Source organism: Peristeroidobacter soli, assembly GCF_004138485.1.
Lineage (GTDB): Bacteria > Pseudomonadota > Gammaproteobacteria > Steroidobacterales > Steroidobacteraceae > Steroidobacter > Steroidobacter soli.
This window is the reverse complement of record NZ_RYEV01000005.1, coordinates 552,633-571,534: the sequence shown is the minus strand read 5'-3', so window position 1 is coordinate 571,534 and position 18,902 is coordinate 552,633. Positions and strand designations below refer to the sequence as shown.

The 18,902-nt window shown below is 63.1% G+C and carries 15 protein-coding genes and 1 tRNA gene; 5 read left to right on the top strand and 11 right to left on the bottom strand.

Going from position 1 to position 18,902, the window contains the following annotated elements; genetic code table 11:
- Positions 1–58: 58 nt before the first annotated feature.
- Entirely contained in the window at positions 59–1,945 is a 1,887-nt protein-coding gene (locus tag EKO19_RS24040) for a mechanosensitive ion channel family protein (protein WP_129779318.1), read from the bottom strand.
- A 282-nt stretch (positions 1,946–2,227) separates the two neighbouring features.
- Between EKO19_RS24040 and EKO19_RS24035 the strand changes: the two genes are divergently transcribed.
- A complete protein-coding gene (locus EKO19_RS24035; protein WP_129779316.1) occupies positions 2,228–3,253 on the top strand; it encodes an acyltransferase family protein in 1,026 nt (341 codons plus the stop codon).
- A gap of 23 nt (positions 3,254–3,276) precedes the next feature.
- Here EKO19_RS24035 and EKO19_RS24030 read toward each other — a convergent pair.
- Positions 3,277–3,352: transfer RNA gene (locus EKO19_RS24030), tRNA-Ala, on the bottom strand.
- Between the two features lie 44 nt (positions 3,353–3,396).
- Entirely contained in the window at positions 3,397–3,951 is a 555-nt protein-coding gene (locus tag EKO19_RS24025; RefSeq protein ID WP_129779314.1) for a SixA phosphatase family protein, read from the bottom strand.
- Between the two features lie 174 nt (positions 3,952–4,125).
- Between EKO19_RS24025 and atzF the strand changes: the two genes are divergently transcribed.
- On the top strand, positions 4,126–5,937 hold the full coding sequence (gene atzF, locus EKO19_RS24020) for an allophanate hydrolase (RefSeq protein ID WP_129779312.1): 1,812 nt from the start codon (positions 4,126–4,128) through the stop codon (positions 5,935–5,937).
- Here atzF and EKO19_RS24015 read toward each other — a convergent pair.
- The 6 genes from EKO19_RS24015 to EKO19_RS23990 all read right to left on the bottom strand — a co-directional run bounded on the left by EKO19_RS24015 (position 5,920) and on the right by EKO19_RS23990 (position 12,979).
- Positions 5,920–6,573, bottom strand: coding sequence for a YkgJ family cysteine cluster protein (locus EKO19_RS24015; protein ID WP_129779310.1), 654 nt, complete (start codon positions 6,571–6,573; stop codon positions 5,920–5,922). The two genes, atzF and EKO19_RS24015, sit on opposite strands and share 18 nt — an antisense overlap.
- A 261-nt stretch (positions 6,574–6,834) precedes the next feature.
- Positions 6,835–7,728, bottom strand: coding sequence for a MurR/RpiR family transcriptional regulator (locus EKO19_RS24010; protein ID WP_129779308.1), 894 nt, complete (start codon positions 7,726–7,728; stop codon positions 6,835–6,837).
- Positions 7,729–7,740: 12 nt separating this feature from the next.
- Positions 7,741–8,745 (bottom strand): N-acetyltransferase DgcN, encoded by a 1,005-nt coding sequence (gene dgcN / locus EKO19_RS24005; protein WP_129780253.1) that lies wholly within the window; start codon positions 8,743–8,745, stop codon positions 7,741–7,743.
- Positions 8,745–10,307 carry an N-acyl-D-amino-acid deacylase family protein gene (locus EKO19_RS24000; protein ID WP_217705545.1) on the bottom strand — a complete coding sequence of 521 codons (1,563 nt, stop codon included), beginning with the start codon at positions 10,305–10,307 and terminating at the stop codon, positions 8,745–8,747. The genes dgcN and EKO19_RS24000 overlap by 1 nt, the downstream gene beginning before the upstream one ends.
- A 32-nt stretch (positions 10,308–10,339) precedes the next feature.
- Positions 10,340–11,749 (bottom strand): serine hydrolase domain-containing protein, encoded by a 1,410-nt coding sequence (locus EKO19_RS23995; protein WP_129779306.1) that lies wholly within the window; start codon positions 11,747–11,749, stop codon positions 10,340–10,342.
- A 126-nt stretch (positions 11,750–11,875) separates the two neighbouring features.
- On the bottom strand, positions 11,876–12,979 hold the full coding sequence (locus EKO19_RS23990; RefSeq protein ID WP_157995413.1) for a DUF3187 family protein: 1,104 nt from the start codon (positions 12,977–12,979) through the stop codon (positions 11,876–11,878).
- 397 nt (positions 12,980–13,376) lie between these two features.
- Between EKO19_RS23990 and EKO19_RS23985 the strand changes: the two genes are divergently transcribed.
- Positions 13,377–14,333, top strand: a complete 957-nt coding sequence (locus EKO19_RS23985; RefSeq protein ID WP_129779302.1) for a hypothetical protein — start codon at positions 13,377–13,379, stop codon at positions 14,331–14,333.
- Here EKO19_RS23985 and EKO19_RS23980 read toward each other — a convergent pair.
- Complete coding sequence (locus EKO19_RS23980; protein ID WP_217705544.1) at positions 14,327–14,644, bottom strand: DUF6356 family protein; 318 nt, start codon at positions 14,642–14,644, stop codon at positions 14,327–14,329. The two genes, EKO19_RS23985 and EKO19_RS23980, sit on opposite strands and share 7 nt — an antisense overlap.
- Before the next feature lie 26 nt (positions 14,645–14,670).
- Between EKO19_RS23980 and EKO19_RS23975 the strand changes: the two genes are divergently transcribed.
- Complete coding sequence (locus EKO19_RS23975) at positions 14,671–15,141, top strand: Lrp/AsnC family transcriptional regulator (RefSeq protein ID WP_129779300.1); 471 nt, start codon at positions 14,671–14,673, stop codon at positions 15,139–15,141.
- Between the two features lie 9 nt (positions 15,142–15,150).
- Entirely contained in the window at positions 15,151–16,605 is a 1,455-nt protein-coding gene (locus EKO19_RS23970) for a flavin-containing monooxygenase (protein WP_129779298.1), read from the top strand.
- 265 nt (positions 16,606–16,870) lie between these two features.
- Here the strand turns inward: EKO19_RS23970 and paaZ are convergent, their stop codons facing one another.
- Positions 16,871–18,898: a phenylacetic acid degradation bifunctional protein PaaZ gene (gene paaZ, locus EKO19_RS23965; RefSeq protein WP_129779296.1), complete on the bottom strand. Its 2,028-nt coding sequence runs from the start codon at positions 18,896–18,898 to the stop codon at positions 16,871–16,873.
- Between the last annotated feature and the right edge of the window lie 4 nt (positions 18,899–18,902).

The window sequence follows — 18,902 nt, the reverse complement described above, 5'->3', positions numbered from 1 at the left end:
GTTTCCCGCGGACTTCCGCCGCTTGAAACATGATGTCAGCGGCTAAAGATCCTCGCGATTACGCCGCCGGCCTCGTCTCCGACGAAATCACCTGCAACACTTCGCGCGAGACACGCTCGTCGATCTCGGCGGCGTGCAGCAGCTCGACAGGGTAGCGCACGATGGCATCGACGCCTTCCGCCGAGAATCGCAGCTGAACCTGCGGCCGCGCGTCGGTGCTGCCGTGGACCTGCGCCGTGCGCTGGATTTCCTGAGTCTGGCGCAGGATGTCGTCGCGATAATCCTGCAGCCCGCTGCTGACCGCTTCGATGAGCCGGGTCTTCAACGCCGCGGCATCGGCCCCGCTCGGCAACCGCACCGTGATCTCATGCCAGGCCAGGTTGATGCCCGGGATCTGTTTGAACAGACCGCCCGAGGACTGGAACACGATGGAGTTCGCGAACGCCACGACGCGTCCGGTCGGACTCATCGCGCCGTCCTGCCCGCCCAGTTCCATCAAGTGCAGGCGAACCAGACCCAGATCGATCACCTCGCCCGTAACGCTGCCGACCTGCACCCGATCGCCGACGCGAATGCCGTACTTGCCGATCAGGAAGAAATAACCGACCACCGACACCAGCACACTCTGCATGGCCACCGCCAGACCGGCGGTAATCAGACCGGCGAACGTGGCGAGCGATCCCAGCTCGGTTGCAAACGTCGCCGCCGCAATCGCGACGACCAGCGCCCACAATAGAATCTTCCTCAACAGCAACAAGCGCGACCGACGGCGCACGTCCTGCACGTATCGGAACACCGCGCGCCGATACACTTCAGCGGCAGTGAATACCAGCGCCAGCAAGCCTGCAAAGATCGCGAGTCGAATGCCGAGCGCGCGCCACGCGTCCCGATATTGACGCTGCGTGGCATCCCGCCAGTTGTTGAGATTGTTTCGATACTGAGTGAGCAGGACTTCGGCCTTGCTCAGCGGCGTCACGATCGAGGAGGTTTGCTGGAACAGCCAGGCGATCGTGTCGTACTGATCGCGCACGTACTTCAACTTGGAGCTGTCCTGCTCCGCCTCTGCCGCCAACTCGTCGCCTCGCGTGGTCAGCGCCTTGAGCTGTTCCAGCGGTTTCTCGCGGATCTGGGTGAAGACTTCCTGCAAGTCCTCGGTGCGCCGGTCGATCGTCTCGATGGTGCGTGCCTTCGCCGACAGACGCAGCACCGTCGCCGTCAAATCCCAAATGCCGAACTGACTGAGTGACGTACTCACCGCGGAGCTCACCGACGTTGAACCGGCCGCCGGCGTGGTCGTAGTCATCGTGGTGACAGGCCCCATGCTGGCGGGAATCGACGCCGCGATGGCATCGATGTGAGCCTTGAGCGCGTTGGCACCGGTGTTCTCGCTCGCGTACTGCGTCATGTTCGAGAACAGATTGCGACGCGCGTTGATCAGATCCAGCTCGCCCTGCAAGACCGACAGCCTGGCCTGCAGCTCGTTCTTTGCCGTACCCGACGCCGCCGCGATTTGTCGGCGCACGCCTTCAATGTCCGCCTGCAGTTCGGTGCGTTGCTCCTCGAGCTTCTGTCTGATGCGCGTCAGCGACTGCGCTTCCGGGGTGCTGGCTTCCTGCTGCGCTTCCTTGACGCCGGCTTCGCTGCTGATCAGCTCGGCATTGGCCCGGGCGATCTCGAACGCGAGCGCCATGACTTTGTCCGCGGTCTGGCGATTGGCATAGAGAATGAGCAAATCGCTGGGCTGGGTCGCGGCCTGTTGCTGGGTGCCGAGCGTGCGGTACCAGTCGACGGTCTCGTCCAGGATCTGCACCACCTGCTCGCCCGTCATCACGGCGCGCTGGGCGACGGGATCGGCCGCGGCCTTCGCGGGGGCCTGTTCAGCCGCCTGGGCCGCCATGCCGAAGGGCAGCGTCAGCGCGGCGAGCAACGCGATTTTTGCGAGCATGAACGGTCTCTTGCGTCCGTGGATCGGGACGCCGCGAGACTATAGAGGACCAGCCCGTCCGCCAAGAGGGTCGCGGTTCGACGACAGCAAACATCGGCCGGCGTCGCCGGTCAGCCGGCGGACCGGGTCGGCAGCGCGGGCAATGCCCTTAAGAGCATTGGTGACACCGGCGTGAGACCCTGGAATATTCCATAATTCCTGTGAACTGCCGCCCTCCTAATAATGGGGGGCGTGGGCTAGACTGCTGGCAGCTGAAAAACAACGCCGAGGACGGGACGGGGCATGCACGACGCCGAGCCGAATCTAGACATTCTGCGAGCGTTGGCTGTGTTGATGGTTCTGGCGGATCACGTCACCGAAATGCTGGCGTTGCAAAACGCCGCGCTGTCGATCCATCCATACAATCTGATTCTGGGCCGCCTCGGTGTGCTGCTGTTCTTCGTGCACACCGCGCTGGTACTGAATCATTCGATGGCGCGCGCCGGGCTGACGGACTGGAACGATATCAAGTCGTTCTATATCCGCCGCGCATTCCGCATCTATCCTCTTGCCATCGCAACAGTGGCGCTGGTGGTCGCGCTCAACATCCCGACCATGCCCTGGCGCGAATACAACGCCAGCCTCACGTCCATCGTCACCAGCCTGACGCTGACCAGCAACCTGCTGTACGCCGAGCCGGTGCTGCAACCGATGTGGTCGTTGCCCATCGAAGTGCAGATGTATATCGCCCTGCCGATCATTTATCTGATCGTGCGCAAGCGGCCGTCCTGGGTGCTGGCGCTGTGGCTGCTGTCGCTGCCGGTCGCGTGGCTGCAGCCGACCTATCTCGGCCGGTTCAGTGTGTTCGCGTTCGTGCCCTGCTTCCTGGGCGGCATCCTGGCGTTCACGCTGGCGGATCGGGCGAAATTCAAGCTGCCGGGCTGGATGTGGTTGCCCACCTTGCTGCTGATCAGCGCCGCTTACCTCGTCCTGCAGCGGCAAAGCATCCACTTTCCACCGACCCAATGGCTGACCTGCCTGCTGGTGGGCGCCATCATTCCGTCCTTCGCCCACTCCACCGCCGCCAGGCTCAACGCCGCCGGTGCCTTCATCGCGAAGTACTCGTACGGCATCTATCTGTTTCACGTGATCGCGATCTGGGTCGGCTGCATCGTGCTCGCCGACGCGCCCCACTGGCTGCAATGGACGGTGGCAGCGGTCACGCTCTGTGCGTTGTCGGGGCTGGGGTACCACTGGATCGAGCATCCAGCGATCAAGCTCGGAGCGCGCCTGGCGACGCGTCGGACGGCGGCGCTTCAGCCGGCGTAACTATTTGAACAAGAAAGGGAAGTTGGTGGACCCGAGGAGGATCGAACTCCTGACCTCCTCATTGCGAACGAGGCGCTCTCCCAGCTGAGCTACGGGCCCACCGAAGGGCGCGAATTGTAGCACCGGCCCTGCGGCTGGCAAGCTCAATAATTCAGCCGCACGACCTTGGTCTTCGAGACCTGCGGCACGAACACCACGAACATGGTGCTGTAGTCGTCCTCGCTCACCGTCACGGTTTCGCCGCTCAATGCGTGCACCAGCTGCGGGATGTTGTTGGTGTTGCCGGCGACCAGCACATACTCGCCGCGATGCTCGCGAGTGATGCGCTTGGCCAGATCGGCCCAGGTCGCCGACGGCACCACATTCACCGGCAAAGCCAGCGTTTCGGACAGCGGCGTGACGGTCTGGTGAGCCCGACGAAACTCGGAGGCAAAGATCGCATCGAGGCCGCGCACCGGGCGCGCCTTGGAAAGCATGGTCGCCAGATGGGCCGCGCGCTCGCGGCCCTGAACACTCAACGGCGGATCCGGATCGTTGCCCGCTTCCACTTCGGCATGACGGACCACGAACACGACCGTGGTCGCACGGGCATCGAACAGCCACGCCGCGGCCGCCACCAAAGCGATGAACAACAGTACCGGGAGCACCAGCGGGAAAAAGAACGGCCGCCGGCGCATCTTGTCGAGATCTCGTTGCATGGGGCCGGATGATAACACTCAAGCCGAACCGCCCCGGGCTGGCGGTCACAGGCGGTGCAAATGGGCGCGCCGCGGACCCGTTGTAGTGCAGGAACACGGCAATCCGCGCCCCAATGGGCGGCACCAGGATTGCATTCAGCCTCTCGAGGCTGCTCGCGACCCTGGAAGAAAGTCATGCCCTTTGCATCGCCCGCCCGGACCGGCTGGACCCTCACCGACTGGCGCGCCGCCTATCGCAGCGGCCAACTGAAACTGAACGATGTTTACGACGCCGTACATTTCGCTGAGCCGGACACAGCGTGGATCGCCCGAATCGACGACACCCGGTTGCGCACTCAGCTCCAGCAATTGGAACGACGCCTGGCCGACGTCGGCGGCGACCTCGCGCGATTGCCGTTGTATGGGATTCCATTCGCCGCCAAAGACAACATCGACGCCGCGGGCTGGCCGACGACGGCCGCGTGCCCCGCCTTCGGCTACACCGCTCATGCAGACGCGACGACGATTCGACGCTTGCGTGAAGCCGGCGCGATTCTGATCGGCAAGACCAATCTGGATCAGTTCGCCACCGGCCTGGTCGGCACGCGCTCGCCCTACGGCGCAGTGAGCAACGCATTTCGTAGCGAATACATCAGCGGCGGATCGAGCGCCGGCTCCGCCACCGTCGTCGCGCGTGGGCTCGTGCCCTTCTCGCTCGGCACGGACACCGCAGGGTCCGGGCGCGTTCCGGCCGCATTCAACAACATCGTCGGGCTGAAGCCCACGCGCGGCTGGTTGAGCACGAGCGGTGTCGTGCCCGCCTGTCGCACGCTCGATTGCGTATCCGTGTTCGCACTGAGCGTCGAGGATGCCGAAGAGATAGCCACGATCGCGGGCGGCTATGACGCGAGCGATCCCTACTCGCGAACGTTTCCTGCGATGCCCGTCGAGCGCGCGCCCTTGCGACTGGCCGTGCCAGAGTCGCTGGAGTTCTTTGGCGACACGCGTGCCCAGCATGCATTCGAACAGGCCGTGCAAACCTGGCGGGCGCTGGATGCCGAGATCGTGCCCATCGATTTCTCGCCCTTTCAGCAGCTCGCGACGCTGTTGTACGAAGGGCCCTGGGTCGCGGAACGCTACACCGTCGCCGAATCTTTGTTGAAAAGCGATCCCGCCGCGCTACAGCCGGTGCTGCGCTCCATTCTGGCGACGGCGACGAGCTTCAACGCGATCGATACATTCAGATACGAATATCGACGCGCGGCGCTCGCCCGCCGCATCAACGAGGCGCTCGATGCATTCACTGCGCTGCTGGTCCCGACGACGCCCAGCATCTACACCATTGCCGAGGTGATGGCGGATCCGGTGCGCCTCAACTCACGCCTGGGCACCTACACCAACTTCACCAATCTCGCCGATCTCTCGGCGCTCGCGCTGCCCGCAGTCTTTCGCGACGACGGGCTCCCCGCCGGAATCACGTTGATCGCGCCGGCCTGGCACGATCGGGCTCTCGCCGGACTCGGCAAGCGCTGGCAACAGCACCTGGCTTTACCGCTCGGCGCCACTCATCGCGCCTTGACGTCGATGGCGAAAGAAACAAAACCGGCCCTGCCGACATCGACGGTGCGACTCGCCGTCGTCGGTGCGCATCTCACCGGCATGCCGCTCAATCATCAGCTCACGTCGCGCAGCGCCGTATTCGTCGAGCGATGCAGAACTGCCTCGACCTATCAGTTGTACGCGCTCGCGAACACGACGCCGCCGAAGCCCGGCCTGGTCAAGGCAATGACTACCGGCGCGCCCATCGAAGTCGAGCTGTGGGATGTGCCCGTCGAATCCTTCGGATGGTTCGTGGCGGAGATTCCCGCACCGCTGGGCATCGGCTCGCTGGAGCTGGAAGACGGACGAATCGTGAAAGGATTCATCTGCGAGCCCATCGGATTGCAGGGCGCGCGCGACATCACGTCGTTCGGCGGCTGGCGCGCTTATCTAGCCAGTTTGAAGTGAATCGAAAGCGCGCACGGCCTCGATGATGGCGCGCGCAACGTCGGCGTCGCTCTGGTCGCCGATCTCAACATCGAGAAATACTTCGTACGACTTGATCGCGAACACCGCGATGCCCATCGGCCCCGCCGGCACGCGAACCGTGAAGCTCTCTCGCCGATCGCGAATGAACGTCGCCGCCGCCCGCACGGCGGCGTGCTCCTGTTCATCGGCGCGCCCGGGGTATGAAAAGCGCCACTCGTGCACGCGCTTGTTGATGACGTCCTTACCCTCGCCCGCATCGATGCCCGCCGCCGCGAAGATCCGGCAATCGTAGTCGAGACAGGTCTGCGGTCGGACGGAATAGATCGAGCATTTGCCATCATCGAGCATGGGACACGAGCCATTCGACAAGGGCCGCACCGTGAGATGCCCCTTGGTGAATCCAGGTGCGCTCACGATGAAGGTCGCGGGAATGCGTGCCGCCGCCTGGCGATCCTCGGGCCGCAACTGCACCGAGTAACCGGACACGCAGCAGCCGACGCAACTTCCACAAGGCACGTCCATACCTTCGTTGCCCAGGAGCGAGCGGCGCATTGCTCGCAGCCAGGCACTGAACGGGCCGGCGGCGACGATGGATTCAGAAGCGAGCGCAGTCATGAGGGGCCGCTAGATAACATCGCCCCGCCACTCTCGCAAGCCTTACCGGCTTGCGCCCCGCCCACTTGTGAGTGCTACGCTGACAGCCTGTCACGCGAGTCGCAATGAAAGGGGGCGTGAAAGTGTGGAAGCACGATCTCGACTGGCGCCAGTCGCTGGCCAAGACCGTCTCTCAGCCGACGCTGACCATCGAAGATCGGCGGCATGGCCACCGCGACGCGCTCGTTCGTCGATTACCTGTTTGCGCTGGCGTGAGCAACGCTAGCGCGGGCTCTTGCGTGGCTTGCCCGGGCTGACGAAACCGGTGAAGTGCTCGTACAGCTCGGAGAGCTGTTCGAGATGTTTCTCGACCGTCTTGCCCGAGCGCGCCACGACGCTGGCGACCAGCAGGTGGATGAAACAGTTCATCGCCACGGACGAGCTCCAGAACTGGCCGCTTTCCGAAGGCAACGCGAACAGGTGCTGGGTATAGCGCCGGCCCCAGTCGCAGTATTTGTCGGTGATCAGGATCAGCGGAATCGACTGGCTCGCGGCCCGCTCGGCCAGCAGCAGCGACTGGCGCGAATAGCGCCGCATGTCGAGCAGGATCAGGCAACGCGACTTCGGCTGGCTGGCGAACACGTCACCGTAGTTGCCGGCCGCCATGTCGACCAGTTGCACGCCTTCCCGCACGTACTGCAGCAGGTTCGCGAGCAATAGCGCCAGACCGCGCTCGGTCTGAAAGCCCGCGATCTGCACCTGCTCCGATTTCACGATCAGATGGGTCGCGGCCTTCCAGGCCGGCGTGTCCACCATGCCGTACACCTCGACCAGCGCCGCCATCTCCATCTCGAGACTGCGACGCAGCTGATCCTGGTCGCCGAAGCGATCCATGTACTGCGCCAGCTGATCGCCGACCAGCCACGGCGCGCTGGCCGTGCCGACCTTGCGCATCTCCTCCTTGAGAGCGCGGAAATGCTTGTACCCCAGCAACCGGCAGAAGCGGCCAACCGTCACCGCACTCACGCCCAGCTTCTTGGCCAGCGAGTCCGCCGTCTCGAACGGCAGCTCGTTGCGATTGCCGAGCATGTGATTGGCGATCTGTCGCTCGGCCGGCGTGAATTGCTCCAGCCGGGCTTCGAGCTTCGAGAACAGGTCCTGTCTGGGGGCGGCCATGAACTGCTGGGATCAACTTTGACGCAGCAGATTATCCACGATCTCGCCCACCCCGAAACGAATTGGATCGCAGCAGGGCAGCGACGTCTCCTGCGCCGTCTTTTCCAGCAACTGACGAGCCTCGCGATCGTCCTTGAGATGCGACGTGTTCAAGCTGATGCCGACCACTCGCGCCCGCGGATTCGTGAGCCGCGCGGCGGCGACGTACGTATCGATGCAGGTGTGGAAGTTTGGGATGGGAAAGTTGTAATCCCCCATGAGCGTCGAGCGACGCGCGTCGTGACAGACGACCATCGCATCGGGCTGCGTGCCATGAACCAGGCCCAGCGTCACGCCCGCGTAGGAGGGATGAAACAACGAGCCCTGCCCTTCGACCACGTCCCAATGATCGGGCGTGTTCTCCGGCGACAGCCATTCGGCGGCCCCCGAAATGAAATCCGCGACCACCGAATCGATCGCCACGCCTCGGCCGGAAATGAAAATGCCGGTCTGGCCCGTGGCACGAAAATCGGCATTCACGCCGCGCTTTCGCAGCTCTTTCTCGATGGCGAGCGCGGTGTACTTCTTGCCGACGGCGCAGTCGGTGCCGACGGTGAGCAGGCGCTTGCCCGAACGTTTACGACCGCTGCCCGGCTTGAAGATGTTTTCCGGCTGACGCACTTCGATGAGCTCTCGCCCCGTGCGCCTGGCCGCGGCGGCAATTGCAGGCACGTCGCCCAAACGCTCGTGCAATCCCGAAGCGACATCCAACCCGGCTTCCAGCGCGCCGACGATCGAGGTGATCCAGTGCTCCGCGATGAAACCGCCATCGTTGGCGATGCCGATGACCATCGTCTTGATGCCACGCTCCGCCGCTTGCGCGAGCGTGAGATCCGGCAGACCCAGATCGACCGTGCCGCCCGGCAGGCGTAACTGACCGCCACACAACTCACCACGCCATTGCTTGATGCCCGCCGCCGTCTTGGCATCGGTGATATCGGTGACGTCCCCTAGAAACAGCAGATAAGGCGCTTGCATCAATGAGTCGCTCGTGCACAGGTGAAAGGTTTCGCGCTCGCGGCGCGCTTGATCAATTTTCCGGGATGAGCCGCGGTGGTCTTGCCTTGCTGCCAGACCGGCTGGCCGTTGACCCACACGCGCTCGATGCCCACCGACAGCTGCGACGGATCTTTCAGCGTCGCGCGGTCCGCCACCGTATCGGGATTCAGCAGCACCAGATCGGCAGCGGCGCCGACCCGAATCGTGCCTCGATCCTGGATGCCGACGTGCTGGGCCGTGAGACCGCTCATCTTATGAATGGCCTGCTCCAGGGTCAGCGTCTTTTTCTCACGCACTTGCTGACGCAGCACGCGTGGGAAGGCGCCCGCACCGCGCGGATGCGCATCGCCCATGGCGCCGTCGGAGCTGATGTTGGTGTGCTGCCAGGCCATGAGCGTGGCGATGTCGTCTTCGCTCATCGATTTGCCGATCACGCCCTCGCGACCGCCCTTGCCCCCGTTGAACTTGAGGGACTCGTCGATCAACGCCATCAGCGTGCTCGCCGGATCGCTCTTACGCGCGACCGCGACCTCGCCGATGCTCTTGCCGACCAGCGCCGGCTCGGCCTCGAAATCGGCCAGGATCAGGCCTTCGGGCGAGGCGATTTCCGTCATCACCTTCTCGGCCTGCCGGCGATCCTGGTAATTGCGGTCCGGGAACAGGATGGTGAGCGTCGACTGCCAGTATTCATAAGGATAGATATCGGCGGTCACGTCGATGCCGCGAGCCCGTGCCGCGTCCAGCTTCTTCAATACGTCCTGCGCATCGCCCCAGCGATTGCGAATGGCCAGCTTGAAATGCGAGATCTGCACCGGCATGCAGGCCTGCGCGCCGATATTGATCAGCTCGTCGATGGCCGGATCGAGCGCGACGTCCTCGCTACGCATGTGACTGATGTAGCGACCGCCGAAGCTGGCCGCGGTCTTCGCCAGCGTGATCACCTCGCTCGGCGCTGAATACACGCTCGGCTCGTACTCCAGGCCCGTCGACAAACCGAGTGCGCCCGCGCCCATGTCGCGCTTCAGCAGCTCGACCATCTTTTTCATTTCGGCCTCGGTGGCGGCGCGCTTGTAGTCCTGCCCCATCACTTCGTCGCGCAGGCTGTTGTGTCCCACGTAGGACGCGACGTTCACCGCCGCCGGCGTTGCTTGCAGCTTGCTGAAAAAATCTCCGAGCGGCAGGCGCGAACCGCCATCCTGGCCGACGACGATCGTGGTGATGCCCTGACTGACGACCTCCGGGGTATCACGCCGCTCGAAGATGCCACCATCGTGATGGCTGTGTGAATCGATGAAACCGGGCGCGAGCACCAGGCCTTTGGCATCGACCACGGTCTCTTTCTCGAGCGGCTCGAGGTCGCCGACCGCGGTGATTTTCTCGCCGCTGATGCGCACCGACACGCGCTGCGCGGGCGTGCCCGTGCCGTCGATGACTCGTGCATTCGTGATCAACGTCGAGCTCTGCGCCATGCTCGCGGTGGACGCGAGCAACATCAGCACGCTGCTGGCGAGAAGACTTCTGGATCGGGTGACGACGCTCATGACACTCCCGGGTTCGTTATCGTGACCGCGGCTCACAGCGGCGAAAGCGGCTGATTCCACTGATCGAGCGCCTTGAGACGCAGCTGCGAAACCTTGTTAGCCGGGTCGAGCACGAGTCCGATATCCATCAAACCGTTTTCGAAGCGGGCCCGGTAGGCATAAACGATGTCGTTGCCCAGCTCGTTGCGGCGGAACAGACGCAGCTCCTGCAACTTGCCTTTGCCGCGCAGCCGCTCGCCGTAGTACTCACTGTAGCGGGCCAGCGATTCCGGCGGCATCGCATAGTCCTTCGCGGACGGCTTGCCCGCGAGCAACTCGTCGATCATGCGTCGCAGCCGCTGCGAGATCGTCGGATCGCTCTCGTCGATGGGCGAGGCATTGGGCAATTGCAGCTTCGGCTCGAAACGAGCCGCGACACCACGCGCGATGGCTTCCGGATCGGCGTTGGTGCTGTTGGCCAACACCACCACCGAAATCTCAGCGTCGAGATAACGAATATAAAACGTCCGGAAGCCCTGCCACGAGCCACCGTGCTGATACGCGCCACGCGGGCCCGGCGTTTTTTCCAGCGACCAGCCGAAGCCATACGGATAGGTCTTGCCGCTGTTCAACTTCACCGGCTTGTAAACCTCGTCCCAGGAGGCCGGCTTCAGCAGCTTGCGTTCACGCAGAGCCGCGTCCCATTTCGCATAGTCGAGCACCGTGAGATACAGCGAGCCGTCGGCCGTCGAGTTGCCGGTCGGTGCGACCCACTCCTGATTCTTGATGCCTTCCTTGGTCATCTCGTAACCCGCCGAGCGATTCGGCACGATGTCACGATCGCTGATGACGCGCGCGGTCGTCATGTGCAGCGGACCGAACACCCGCTTGGCCAACACGTCGCCGTAGGTCTGATCGCCAGTGACCTGGTGAACCATCAGGCCCAGCGTCGCATACGCCGTGTTGCTGTAACTCCAGCGCTCGCCCGGCACGAAATCCAGCTTCACCTTGTAGATCACGTCCAGCAACTCGTCGTCGCTGTAGTCCTTGCGCAGATCGAAGCCGGGATCGCCGCCGATGCCCGAGGTGTGATTGAGCATGTTGCGGACGGTGATGGGCTGCCAGCTCTTCGGCGCCTTGGGCAGATAGGTGCGGATGGATTCGTCGAGCTTGATCTTGCCCTCGTCGACCAGCGTCATCACCGCCACCGCGGTGAACTGCTTGCCGATGGAGCCGGTCTGGAACACCGTGTCCGCGTGCACCGGCACGCCGTGCTCGATATTGGCGAGCCCATAACCGGCCGCTCGCGCCAGCTGGCCGTGTTCCATGATGCCGATCGCTACGCCCGGCACCTTCTGCCTGGCCAGCTCCTGATTCACGAAGTCGTCGATGGCGTCGGCCGAGGCGCCCGAGGCGCCCAGCACCGCCATCCCCAACAGCCCGGCCATCCACTTCGACCCCACGCCCGTCTCCCGGTTGTCAGTAAGCTAACATCACCCTAAGGTTCAGTTATAAATCTGACATAGGCGACAAAAAAACGCCAGCGTCAGACGACGCCGGGGTTCGCGAGGATGGCTAGGGGAGCGGAATCAGCGGGACAGGGAGGACAGCGGCACCCAGGCGAGGCCCAGCTGGAAACCGATGTCCGGCGTGTTGTTGACGTTCTGCAGATTCTCGGTGATGCCAAACGTGAACAGGAAGTTGTTGCGCCGATGACGAATGCCGATGCTGTACTGGTACTTCAGCCCTAGCAACTCCTCCAGATCGGTCTCCTGGTGCGAGTACACACTCTGGCTCAGATAGGCCTGCAGGTTGACGTTGGTGCGCGCGGTCAGCATCCGCTCGTAGCCGACGATCAGGGTCGGGATCCATTGGGGTTCCTGGGCCGCGACCTGAGTCGAACCATCGTAGTAAACGGCGGCCGCATCCACATAGAACCCATGATGATCGCCCTTGCGCTGTAACGACATTTGCACGCCATAGTCGGTACGCCCGGTCGACAGCAGCGCGCGACGGCCCGCGATCGGCACCTTCACCGCCACCTCGGTCGACAGATGCCAGCGGCCGGGCAACGTCCAACCCGTGTAGCGCAAGCCAAACGTGGGATCGAGCAGGCCGCCATCCGTCGGCGTACCGAGGCTGGTGTATTGGCTCGACTTCAAGTCATAGATCAGGTTGACCTGATTCTTCGAGACCGCCGGCCGGCCGAACGAGCTGAAACCGAACGTGTCGTGAAAGCCTTCGATGGTGCTGTCGAGAAAACCGCCCTGGAACGACACGCCGCTGGCGATGACGTAACCGGTGAAGACGTTGGAGAACTTGTAGTGGAAGGTCACGTCGAGCAGCGCCAGCTCCAGATCCAGCAGATAGTTCTCGCCCGGCAGATCGCGAATGGCCTGCACGTCGGCCGCCGTGAGATCGTGCCGGCCGAGCGATTCCCTCGACGTGAGGTACTTCTCCACTTCGGGGCTCAGCGCCCAGGTGTTCTGATAGGCCAGTTCGGTCTCGAACGCCCAGTTGCCGGGCTCGATCGACACCGCGTGCGCCGGCCGCATGTCCAGGCGCAGGAAGCCGAAGGGGGTGAGGTCGCGAGAGCGCAGCAGGCCGTACAGTTGGCCGTCCTCGGCGTGCGCGATTGGCATGCCGAAGGCGAGGCCGGCGAGCATCAGCGTCGCGGCTGGCAGTTTTTTCACGTTGGTTCCCTTATCTCGATGGCAGATGGAGCGTGCACTATCAGGGTGACGCGGGTCTTGGATCGCAGTGCGAGACATTTTATATAGTTGGTTTCCCGGATGGGAACCTTCGAGTCGGTGGCGCCCTTTCCCGCGACATGCGTAGGAGTACTTATCTGGTGAAAACTGACGCGAGGCCGCGGTGATTCCCAGCATGGCCGCATCGGCGCAACTCGCAAAAAAAGCGCTGCAAGGCGCGCTGATTTCCGAGTCGATCACATTTTTTCCCCGCGCGCGTTGTACATTTCTCCCGCTCGCTTACAACGCTGGTTGCTTCGGATCACAGTCCCATTTCGCGATGACCGCGCGGCAGTTGACACTCACCACGATAGGCTTATCGATCCGCGACGAGATGCGCGTGAAATCGATGCTCCAGCTCGTGGAAGGCAAAACCGCCGCGACCTGGACCTACAGCGAAGAGCCCGCCGCGGATCTCGCGATTTGCGAGCCCGAGTCCGCCCTCGCCCGCGCCGTGATGAGGCAGGCCATTGAACGCGGCCGGCCTCGCTGCGTCTCGTTGGTGCGTCAAGGCGGCACCGCGCCCGAAGACACTCAAGCGGTGTACGCGCCGCTGCGAGTGAGCGACTTCATCTCGATGCTCGATGCCACGCTCGCCGCACAGGACGTCGACCCCTCCCTCACGACTCAGGAGCTCGTCGCTGCATCTCGCGCGGAGGCGGTCGCTCAGAATGAAGGCTTCGTACTCGCGCATGTCTTGCGCGACATCATCGCCAAGGACAATCAACGAACGCATCTCATCACGCGGGGTGACGTTTCGATTTATGTGCAGCCTTCGCAGGCAACTGTGCTTGCGAGTAAGGATCTGTCGCCGGAAGTGATTGCCGAGCTGGCACAAACATCGGGCGCGATTGAAGTGCGTGAGCTTGGCTCGAATGATTCAGTGCCCGCCGCAGGCGAGCTGCGTCGTCACTCGCTGCAGTACCTGCTGTGGAATTGCGGTCAGCTGGGAACGACGACGGATCTGCTGCCCTGGCTGCCGCGCATGGCGCGCTTCCGTCTGCAACGCTGGCCCGATTTCGGCAGGCTGGGACACAAGACCTGGCAGGTGCGGCTCACCTCCATTCTGATGAACAACGCCTACACTGCGCAGCAGATGACCCATCTGGCCGCGCAGCCCATTGCAAACATTCGGGGATTCTTGAACGCCTGTGCGCTGTGCGGCCTGTTGACTCATGAATCCTTAGCCATCGAGGCCGAACCGGCGGCCGCCGCGGCGCCGTTGGCCAAGCCCGCCAGCCGCTGGTCGGGTATCCTGCGCTCCATCCGGAACGCCCTGCATATCGGCGATCAGTGACCGCTTTCGGCGCGGCGTCGGCGGGCGTGCATGCGCTCGTGCAAGCGACCGATGCAATCGCTGCCGGTGCGCACAAACAAGAACGGCAATAACGCGTGCACCAGGCACGCGAGGCCCGCAACTACCATCTGAAAGCCGAAGCCGGCGGCGTTCCGCAAATGAGCGAGGTACGTTTCCCCGACGGATGCGGGGTGGTCGGTGAATGGATTGGCACGCACAGTGTTCATGCGTAACAGGCTACCGAAGCCGGCCGGCGACACGATTGCGAAATCGTGGACAGCGGCCGCGCCGGACGCAACAATGTTGCGCAACCTCCTTTCGACGCGCATCGCCCGCCATGGATCGCCTGGACCGCCGCATTCTCGACCTCTTGCAACACGACGGCTCGCTCACCGCCGCCGACATCGCCGAGCGCGTCGGTTTGTCCAAGGCGCCGTGCTGGCGGCGAATCCAGCGTCTGCAGGAAACCGGCGTGATCGCACGCACCGTGGCATTGCTCGACGCCAGGTCGGTGAATGTCGGTACCACGGTATTCGTGACGGTGAAGACCTCGAATCACAGCGCGGCCTGGTTCGAACAGTTCGTGCGCACCGTGCGCGATATTCCTGAAGTCACCGAGATTCACCGTGTCAGTGGCGAAGTGGATTATCTGTTGCGCATCGTGGTGCCGAACATCGACGCCTACGACGTGGTCTACAAGAAACTGATCGCCGGCTGTGCGTTCCTGGACGTGAGCGCCAGCTTCTCCCTGGAAACCATCAAGCACACCACCGCCCTGCCCTTGAACTACGCCAAGACGGACGACTGAGGAGCCCTCATGGAACACGTCGACGTACTGGTCGTGGGCGCGGGCCTGTCCGGCATCGGCGCGGGATATCACCTGCAACGTCATTGCCCGAACAAGAGTTACGTCATTCTGGAAGGGCGCGACTGCATCGGCGGGACGTGGGATCTGTTCCGCTATCCGGGCATTCGCTCCGATTCGGACATGTATACCTTGGGCTACTCGTTCCGCCCCTGGCGCGATGCCAAGGCGATCGCGGACGGGCCATCGATTCTCAACTACGTGCGGGACACGGCGCGCGATTACTGCATCGATCGAAAGATCCGCTTCAATCACCGCGTGCAGCGCGCGTCGTGGAGTTCCGATCAGGCATTGTGGACCGTCGAGGCCACGTTGCCCTCGGGCCAGATCGCACGCTTCACCTGCAATTTCCTGTTCATGTGCAGCGGCTACTACAACTACGAAGCCGGCTACACACCGGCGTTCCAGGGAACCGAACGATTCCGGGGCCGCATCGTGCATCCTCAGAAATGGACCGAGGACATCGACTACGCCGGCAAGCGCGTCGTCGTCATCGGCAGCGGTGCCACGGCGGTCACATTGGTGCCGGAGCTGGCGAAGTCCGCCGCACACGTCACGATGTTGCAGCGGTCGCCGACCTACATCGTCGCGCGTCCGGAACAGGACTCGATCGCCAACTGGCTGCGCCGCCATTTCCCGGCGAAGTTCGCTTATGGCGTGACGCGCTGGAAGAACGTGCTGCTCGGCATGATGTTCTTCAACATGTGCCGCCGCACGCCGGAGCGGATGAAACAACGCCTGCTTCAACTGGTGAAGAATCAGCTGGGCGATACCTGCGATGTGGATCGTCACTTCACGCCGCGCTACAACCCGTGGGATCAGCGGTTGTGTCTGGTGCCGAACGGCGATTTGTTTCAGACCCTGAGACGAGGCCAGGCGTCGGTCGTCACCGATCATATCGAGACGTTTACCGAAGACGGCTTGCGGTTGCGTTCAGGCGCCGAGCTGGCGGCCGACCTGATCGTCACTGCCACCGGTTTGAATCTGCAGGTGCTGGGCAACCTGGCGCTGACCGTCGATGGCCAGCCGGTCGATCCGCCTCGGACCCTGAGCTACAAGGGCATGATGTACAGCGATGTGCCGAACCTGGCCACCGCGTTCGGCTACACCAACGCGTCCTGGACGCTGAAATGCGATCTCACCTGCGAGTACGTCTGTCGCCTGCTGAAATACATGGACAAACACGGCTATCGGCAGTGCACGCCACGTAACGACGATCCATCGATCACCGCGACGCCGTGGATCGACTTCTCATCGGGTTACGTACAGCGATCGATCGACCAATTCCCCAAACAGAGCTCCAAGGCGCCGTGGCGCCTGTATCAGAACTACGCGCTCGACCTGATGAACCTGCGCTTCGCCGCCGTGGACGACGGCGTGATGCGCTTCAGTTCACCCAGGGCCTGATAGCACTCATTTGATGGGCTGCGTTGCGCCTCCAATCGCCTGCAGCAAGGCGCAAAGCGCAGCCCATATGTCGATATGGGCAAGCTTTGTAACGCAGCGGCGGGCGATTCGAGGCGCAACCCATATAATGAATATCCTTAGATGGGACGAGCTATTGCGGTTCAGGCCGTCGTTGCTCCTCCCTTATGTACTGCAGAGTACACGGCGGTCGTCGCGCCTAGCCCTGAACCGCAATAGCTCGTCGCAGCCCATCAAATGAGTGCTATCAGGCCCTTTGCTCACTCACCATCGTGAGTACGTCGTAGCTCGCCACGATCTCGCCGTTCTGATTGGTGATCTCGGTGTCCCACGCCACTTCGCCGTAGCCCTTCTCGGCGCGCAGCGACTTGGATTTGCAGGTGAGCCGCACCTTGATGCGATCGCCCGGCTTCACCGGCTTCACGAAACGCAACCGATCGAGGCCGTAGTTCGCCAGCACCGGACCATACGGCGGATCGACAAACAATCCGGCCGCGGCGGAGACCAGGAAGTAGCCATGCGCCACGCGACCGCCGAACAATGGATTGCGGGCCGCAGCCTCCTCATCCATGTGCGCGTAGAACGTATCACCTGAGAGCGCGGCGAACTTCTCGATGTCCTCTAGCGTCACTTCACGTTCGGCGGAGTTGAGGCTGTCACCAATCTGCAGTTCGTGGAATGCCTTGCGGAACGGATGACGGCCCGGATCCTTCTGCACGGCGCCGCGCAGCCAACGTCCGGTCACCGCAGCGATGGTCTGCGGGCTGCCCTGAATCGCCGTGCGCTGCATGTAATGCATTACGCCGCGAATGCCGCCCATTTCTTCGCCACCGCCCGCGCGCCCCGGGCCACCGTGCACCAGTGCCGGCATCGGCGAACCATGACCCGTCGACTCCTTCGCACAATCACGATTCACGACGAGCAAACGACCGTGCAGCGGCGCGAGGCCGAGCACCAACTCGGTCGCGAGTGCGTCGTCGGCAGTGAACACCGAGGCAACCAGGCTGCCCTCGCCCAAGCGAGCAAAGGTGATCGCTTCGGGCGTGGACTCGTAAGGCACGACGCTGCAGACCGGACCGAACGCTTCGATGTGATGAAGCGCCTTGGCCTTGCGAGGTTCGCGACAATAGAGCAGCGACGGCGCGACGAACGCACCATGCTCGAGATCGCCGCCGACGATGTCGACGCGCTCGCCGGTAATCAGCTCAGCTTCGCGTCGCAGCTCGCTGATCCGACCCAGCACTTCGCGACGCTGAGACAACGCGGCCAGCGGTCCCATCCGAACATTCTCGAGTCGCGGATCGCCCACGACGATTTTTCCCAGCGAGGCCTTCAGCGCTTCCACCACCGCATCGGCATGCGCCGCGGGCACGATCGCTTTACGAATGGCCGTGCACTTCTGGCCCGCCTTCGTCGTCATCTCACGCGTGACTTCGCGCACGAACAGATCGAACTCAGGCTGCCCCGGCCGGGCATCTTCCGCCAGCACACAGCTGTTGATCGAATCCGTCTCGCTGATGAAACGCACCGAATGCGCGACGATGCTGGGATGCGTGCGCAGCTTCTGCGCCGTACCCGCCGAGCCCGTGAACGACACGACATCCTGGCAGGTCAAATGATCGAACAGATCGCCCAGGCTGCCGCAGACCAGTTGCAGCGAGCCTTCCGGCAGGATGCCGGACTCGATGATGCGTCGGACCACCAGCTCGGTGAGATACGAGGTCGCGGTCGCCGGTTTCACGATGGCAGGCACACCGGCCAGCAGCGTCGGTGACAGCTTTTCCAACATGCCCCACACGGGGAAGTTGAACGCATTGATGTGCACGGCCGCGCCTTCCAGCGGCACGCAAATGTGCTGACCGACGAACGTGCCACCCTTCGACAAGCCTTCCACATCGCCATCGATGTAGACCTTGCTGTTCGGCAACTCGCGCGTGCCGCGGCTTGCATACGCGAACAGCGTGCCGAAACCGCCGTCGATATCGATCCACGAATCGGTCTTGGTCGCGCCCGTGGCATACGACAGTGCGTAGAACTCTTCTTTGAACTCACCGAGCTTCTTGGCGAGCTGCTTCAACAATGACGCACGCTCATGGAACGTCAGCTTGCGGAGCGCCGGACCGCCGACTTCGCGCGCATGACGCAGCGTCGCCTTGAAATCGATGCCCGTCGACGAGGCCGAGGCAATCACCTGACCGGTCGTGGCATCGCGCAGCTGCTGGGCTTCGCCCTCGCCGGCAAACCAGCGGCCCTGAACGTAACTTTTGAGTTGCATGACG